6 protein-coding genes and 1 rRNA gene are annotated in these 6,170 nt (G+C 47.8%); 1 reads left to right on the top strand and 6 read right to left on the bottom strand.

The genetic code is table 11. The features are described 5' to 3' along the window. The 3 genes from PHS46_02925 to PHS46_02915 all read right to left on the bottom strand — a co-directional run. Positions 1-380, bottom strand: a 16S ribosomal RNA gene (locus PHS46_02925); the annotation flags it as partial. A 331-nt stretch (positions 381-711) separates the two neighbouring features. Further along, positions 712-1,926: a tyrosine--tRNA ligase gene (gene tyrS, locus PHS46_02920; GenBank protein MDD3905466.1), complete on the bottom strand. Its 1,215-nt coding sequence runs from the start codon at positions 1,924-1,926 to the stop codon at positions 712-714. A 2-nt stretch (positions 1,927-1,928) separates the two neighbouring features. After that, positions 1,929-2,294, bottom strand: coding sequence for a hypothetical protein (locus PHS46_02915; GenBank protein MDD3905465.1), 366 nt, complete (start codon positions 2,292-2,294; stop codon positions 1,929-1,931). Positions 2,295-2,421: 127 nt separating this feature from the next. On the opposite strand from PHS46_02915, the gene PHS46_02910 reads away from it, so the two are divergent. Then, on the top strand, positions 2,422-2,949 hold the full coding sequence (locus PHS46_02910) for a DUF2148 domain-containing protein (protein ID MDD3905464.1): 528 nt from the start codon (positions 2,422-2,424) through the stop codon (positions 2,947-2,949). Between the two features lie 114 nt (positions 2,950-3,063). Here PHS46_02910 and PHS46_02905 read toward each other — a convergent pair whose 3' ends face one another. From PHS46_02905 to PHS46_02895, 3 genes are read right to left on the bottom strand one after another with little or no spacing between them, the layout of a single operon-like run. Further along, entirely contained in the window at positions 3,064-4,674 is a 1,611-nt protein-coding gene (locus PHS46_02905; GenBank protein MDD3905463.1) for a 30S ribosomal protein S1, read from the bottom strand. Between the two features lie 24 nt (positions 4,675-4,698). Further along, complete coding sequence (ispH, locus tag PHS46_02900; protein MDD3905462.1) at positions 4,699-5,565, bottom strand: 4-hydroxy-3-methylbut-2-enyl diphosphate reductase; 867 nt, start codon at positions 5,563-5,565, stop codon at positions 4,699-4,701. Then, entirely contained in the window at positions 5,546-6,169 is a 624-nt protein-coding gene (locus PHS46_02895; GenBank protein MDD3905461.1) for a lysophospholipid acyltransferase family protein, read from the bottom strand. Before PHS46_02895 ends, ispH begins: the two co-directional genes overlap by 20 nt. Between the last annotated feature and the right edge of the window lies 1 nt (position 6,170).

Raw genomic sequence — 6,170 nt, 5'->3', positions numbered from 1 at the left:
CGGGCATTGCAAAAGATCCTCGACTGCAGCCTCCCGTAGGAGTCTGGGCAGTGTCTCAGTCCCAATGTGGCTGACCATCCTCTCAGACCAGCTACCCGTCAAAAGCCTTGGTGGGCCGTTACCTCACCAACAAGCTGATAGGACACGAGCTCATCCCTAAGCGAGAGGCCTTGCGGTCCCCCTCTTTGATCACAACCGGATGCCCGATCGTGGTCTTATGCGGTTTTAGCCTCGGTTTCCCAAGGTTGTTCCCCACTTAAGGGTAAATTGCTCATGTGTTACTCACCCTTTTGCCACTATCTCTTGCGAGATCGTTCGACTTGCATGCCTAATCCACGCCGCCAGCGTTCACTCTGAGCCAGGATCAAACTCTCCAATTGTAATATCTTTAGAGCTCAATCTTGGCCTATTCCCGCAAATCCATGATTAGCAAAGCCAATCAAAATTCGCAGGGGCTTGGTCGGTATTAGAATCGAATACCAGGTATTCGATTCATTAAACTCGTATGAAAGAACAGACAAAAAAAGAACCGCCCAGGGGACGATTCTTATAACATCCACTAGCTATATACTTTTAATCCAAAATTGTCAAGGTGAAGTGATCAATACCTTCTCCTTATTTAAGATGCTGTTTTTCAGTCTTTCTAAGGCTGTAACCAGAATCTTAGTGTATGCCAATATACCATATCCCGGTTTTTTGTCAACACTTTTTTTAAATTTTTTTAAATAAAACCCTGGCGAACTTTTTGCCGACGCGGATATTATATTCCCGCCCCAACTTTAACGCAAAGTCCAGATTATTAACTTTGCCGCCATCTACATCCACAGCGCCTTCCTGAACCTTGCGTTTAGCCTCTCCTCTACTACCGGAAAGTTTTACGTGATCGGCCAAAACCGATACTATCGGCACGGTATCGGAACTTACGGATATCTCAGTAAGTTTTATGTCTCCGGGAAAACCCTTGTCTTTGAACGCGCGATCAAACTCTTCAGCCTGCCTGTCGGCTTCCGCCTGAGTATGATATTGTCCGGTTATTATTTTGGCCAGCCTGACTTTCGCGGCCTTAGGATGGAGAGCCCCGGATTTCACATCCGATTTTATCCTGCTCACATCCTCGTCGGTCAGAAGCTCGTAATATTTATACATCAACTCGTCTGAGACCGACATGAGTTTTCCGAACATGTCTTTGGCGTTTTCATTAATACCTACATAATTACCAAGCGACTTCGACATTTTATTAACACCGTCAAGGCCTTCGAGAAGCGGCATCGTTATAACGACCTGCGCCTCCTGTCCATATGCGCCCTGCATATCGCGGCCGACGAGAAGATTAAATTTTTGGTCGTTGCCGCCGAGCTCAACGTCCGCTTTTAAAGCGACGGAGTCATACCCCTGGAAGAGCGGGTAGAGAAATTCGAGTATCGTTATATTCTTCTGCTGTTTGTATCGATTGGAAAAGTCGTCACGCTCGAGCATTCTCTGTACCGAGTAACGGCTCGCGAGCTGGCCTATGTCCACGGCTGTCATTTTGCCAAGCCATTCGCTGTTAAATCTTATCTCAAGCGCCTTCGGATCAAGAACGCGCGATATCTGGCGCTCATAAGTCTTCGCGTTCTCCTCGACTTCTTTTACGGTAAGCTGGGGGCGTGTTTTTGAAACTCCGGAAGGGTCGCCTATCATCGCGGTGTGATCGCCTATAAGAAAAACGACCTTATGCCCGAGATCCTGAAAATGCCTCATCTTCCTTAATAATACGGTGTGGCCTAAATGTATGTCGGGGGCCGTAGGGTCAAAACCCGCTTTTATCACAAGCGGCTTATTATCTTTTATGGCGCGCTCAAGTTTTTTCTTGAGTTCGCTTTTCTGTATTATTTCAACCGCTCCGCGCGAGATCAACTCCAACTGTTTATCTATGTTTTTTTCCACGCTCACTCCAGTACTTTTATTTCGTCCAGTTTATCGTCTTTATCAAAATACAGGTACACTCTTACGCCCTCGAAGAACGACGATTTGGCAGGTTTGTATATCCACTTATCCCTTCCCGTACCGGATTCTGTAATGTTGACTACGGGCTCTCCGTAACGGGAGGCAATCTCCTTTTTGGTTTGGGCCTTTTTTATTTCACCTTTATCGACAGCCGCTTTTACCCGATCAAAGATCCTTGTCTCTTTCGAGTAAGTAGCCTGCGCATCCTTCTGCGCACGGGCAATACCCATGAGCTGGCCCAATCCGACAGCGTATGCTGTGGATGAGCACAAAAACAATATAAGAGTGGACAAAACCAGTTTTCTCATATAGATTTATTATAATTATACCCGTTAAAGCGTCCATTGACAACTAAATCCTTACCGGCCAATCGCGTAGGTTGGCCACGTGTTGGCCAACAGATAACCTACGCGGTTATAACTATTAGGAGGGCTTATGAAGAGATCCGGGGAGCTTGAAAAAGAAGCGGTCGCAATGGCCGCGAGTAATATGGCCGCCGCCGCCAGAACAGCGCCAAAAACCCGCGGTATAGACAACATCGATGTTATGGTAATAGACGATACGCAAATAAGAGATAAGCTTATTTCGCAAATGAAAAAGATATCGAAAAATGAGAACAGGCCGAGTTTTGAAAGGGACGCAGATTCCATATCCGCTTCACCCGCAATACTAATAATAGGAGTAAGATCAAATCCGGCGGGATTAAATTGCGGATTCTGCGGTTATCCCGTCTGCGATAAACTAAAAGCTTCCGACGGGGTATGTTCGTTTAATTCGGTCGACCTCGGCATAGCGATAAGCTCCGCGGCCGATATCGCTGACCGAGCCCATATAGACAACAGGATAATGTACTCGATAGGCAGGGCGTGCATCGACATGAAATTTTTCGGCAAAGAAGTAAAGCAAGCCCTGGGAATTCCTTTAAGCGTTACGGGTAAAAATCCATTCTTCGATAGAAAATAAAAATAGGGGCGGTCTCTATTCATGCTATTCTTCGAGCGAGCGGCGAAGCCGCGAGTCGAGAAGTTCTCGATTCACTCACTCCGTTCGCTCGCTCGAACAATAACTTAATACTACCTACACTTCTTTGATACTCAATGCTATCTTATGTTGGATCGAGTCGATCTTGAGGAGCTTTACTTTTAACTCGTCCCCCGCCTTGAACTTTTCTTCAAGCTTCTCGCCCTCTCCTATAGATATCTCAGAGATGTGCACAAGCCCTTCAAGGTCTTTGTCTATCTCTACGAATAGGCCAAAATTAGCCACTTTCGTAACCTTGCCGCTCATTATGCTATCCGCCGCATACTTGCCGGCGATCTCATCCCACGGATCCGGCGTCAACTGCTTTATGCCGAGAGATATCCTTCGGTTGCTCGCATCCGACGCCAGGACTACCGCTTCGACCTTCTCACCTTTTTTGAACACATCCTTAGGGTGACCTATGCGCTTGGTCCATGATATATCGGAAACGTGAATGAGGCCATCGATACCGTCCTCAAGCTCCACGAAAGCGCCGTAGTCGGTCAGATTGCGTATCTTGCCTTTAACCTTGGTTCCTACGGGGTATTTCTCTTCAACCCCTATCCACGGATTTGCCTCGAGCTGTTTTAGTCCGAGGGAAATCTTTTTATTATTTTTGTCCACTTCCAGAACCTGTACTTCTATCCTGTCGCCTATCGCGAGAAGCTCATTCGGATTAGCATACTTCTTCGTCCATGAAAGCTCGGATATATGGAGCAATCCCTCCACGCCTTTCTCAAGTTCCACAAACGCGCCATACGGCACGAGGTTGACTACGTTGCCTTTTATGCGGCTACCTGACGGATACTTCGTATCCACGAGTTCCCACGGATTCTGGGTCTTCTGTTTTAATCCCAGAGACACGCGGCCGGAAGTCGCGTCGAAGTCGAGCACCATGACATCGATCTTGTCGCCTATGGCTAACACTTCGCTCGGATGCGATACTCTGCCCCAACTCATGTCGGTGATATGCAAAAGCCCCGTCATGCCGGCGCCGAGATCCACGAACGCGCCGAAGTCGGTTATGTTCCTGACTATACCATTGACGATAGCGCCCTTCTGGAGCGCGTCGAAAACTTTCTTCTTATCCTCATCCTTCTGAGCCTGAAGCACGTCTTTGCGCGACACCACTATATTCTTACGTGCCTTGTTTATCTTCACCACTTTGAACGGGAATGTCTGACCGATGAGCTGATTCAGATTACCGAAGCCTTTAAGCGCGGCAAGCGACGCCGGCAAAAACGCCTCGACACCGATATTGACCATGAAGCCGCCTTTTACCTTCTTCGAGACTTTTCCATCGACTATATCGCCTTCGCCGTACCTGGAAATAACCATCTCCCATCCTACAGCGCGCTCCGCCTTCTGCTTGGAGAGGACGACCATACCGTTCTCATCTTCCTTCGACTCGAGATAGACGTCAACCTCGTCGCCTATCTTTATCGCGTCCGGATCCGAAAACTCGGAGATATTGACCGCGCCTTCCGATTTATAACCTATATCGATCACGACATCCTTCGGATTTATGGCGATGATTTTGCCTTTTACTATCTGGCCTTCCTTGATATCGACTATGCTCTGCTGATACAGGTCGGCAAAACTCTGCCGCCCTTCCCCCTTGGGTTCTTCTTTTTTTAGTTCTTCAACGTTATTTTTTTCTTCTGACATTAATGAAACAACCCCTTTCTTGTTTTATTTTTTAGTTTGTGCTCTTTGGATATTGCTTATTCTGTCAACTACCTTTTCAACCATCCAGTCGGGCGTCGATGCGCCGCTGGTCACCCCTATCGCGCTACCCGGCAAAAACCAACCGGACTTAATCTCCGACTCCGTTTCGATAAGGTGCGCTCTGCCTCCGGCGTTTTCGGCGCATATACCAAGAAGCCGCTTTGTGTTAGCGCTCTTCCTGCCGCCTACGACGATCATTACACCTACTTGCCGGGAGAGCTCCGATGCTTTTGCCTGACGCGATTCGGCGTCGGCACATATCGTATCGAAGACCTCGAGCGTTCCCGGTTTTTTAAGCGCTATCGCCTTTACCACGTCGATGAAGTTCTTCTTCGATTGTGTCGTCTGCGATATCACGCTCACCTTGTCGGCCTTGCCCAATTTCAGGGTCATGGCCTGCTGTCTGTTTTTGACCACAAACGCCTTCCGGCCCGCAAAATCAACCAGCGCCCTAACCTCAGGATGATGCTTATCACCTACTATCACCACTATGCGGCCTTTAATATTTGAGGCGCCGGCTATCCTTTGTGCCTTGAGTACAAAAGGACATGTTGTGTCTATTATGTCTATACCTCTCATTCTTATAGACGTTGTTATTTTCGGGCTTAGCCCGTGAGAGGATATTACAAGCACCCCCTTCTTGATATCATTTATATTCTTTATTACCTTCAAACCTTTTCTTGAAAGACCCGCCACAACCTGATCGTTATGAATTATCGAACCTAATGAATATATCGGCCTCTTTTTTCGCGCCAGAGCATCTTCCGCCATACCAACGGCGCGTTTTACCCCGAAACAGAAGCCGGTCTTTTTAGCCAGCTTTACTGACATATCTATCTTTCAGGGCGGCGATCTTATTCATTATCTCATCCGCGATTTGCTGATAAGCTTCTTTACTATTGCCAAAACCCGTAAAATCGAACACTATCGGCTCTCCTATATAGACCGTTACGGGATGCCTCTTCAGAGTCTTCAGGCTCCCGGGCAACGCTTCCAATGAGCCGTCGATATACGCCGGGATAACCGGCACGCGCGCTTTCGCTACTATAAAGCCTACGCCCGGCTTCGCGCTCCTCAATTGCGCAGACTTAGAACGCGTCCCCTCCGGGAACATAACGAGCGGCTTGCCGTCGCGTAATATCGCGAGCGCCTGCCTTAACGCCCCGAGATCGCCGCGCTCTCTCTTTATCGGAAAGGCATGAACTTGTTTCATGGCCCAATTTGATATCGGCTTATGAAACAAACTCTCCCTTGCCATATAGTAAAGAGCCCTGCGAAGAGACGTTCCCAGTAATATCGGATCAAAATAACTTGAGTGGTTGGAAACAAATATGAACGCTCCCTTAGCCGGCACATTGCTTCTGCCCACCGCCCTAAAACCAAGGTATGTTTTGAAAAAGATCAGAAAAAACGACCACCCTATGAAGTACCACATA

This window comes from Candidatus Omnitrophota bacterium (assembly GCA_028699255.1).
GTDB lineage: Bacteria > Omnitrophota > Gorgyraeia > 2-01-FULL-45-10 > 2-01-FULL-45-10 > FEN-1322.
Note: the sequence above shows the minus strand (reverse complement) of the source record. Positions and strands in the feature narration are given on the sequence as shown.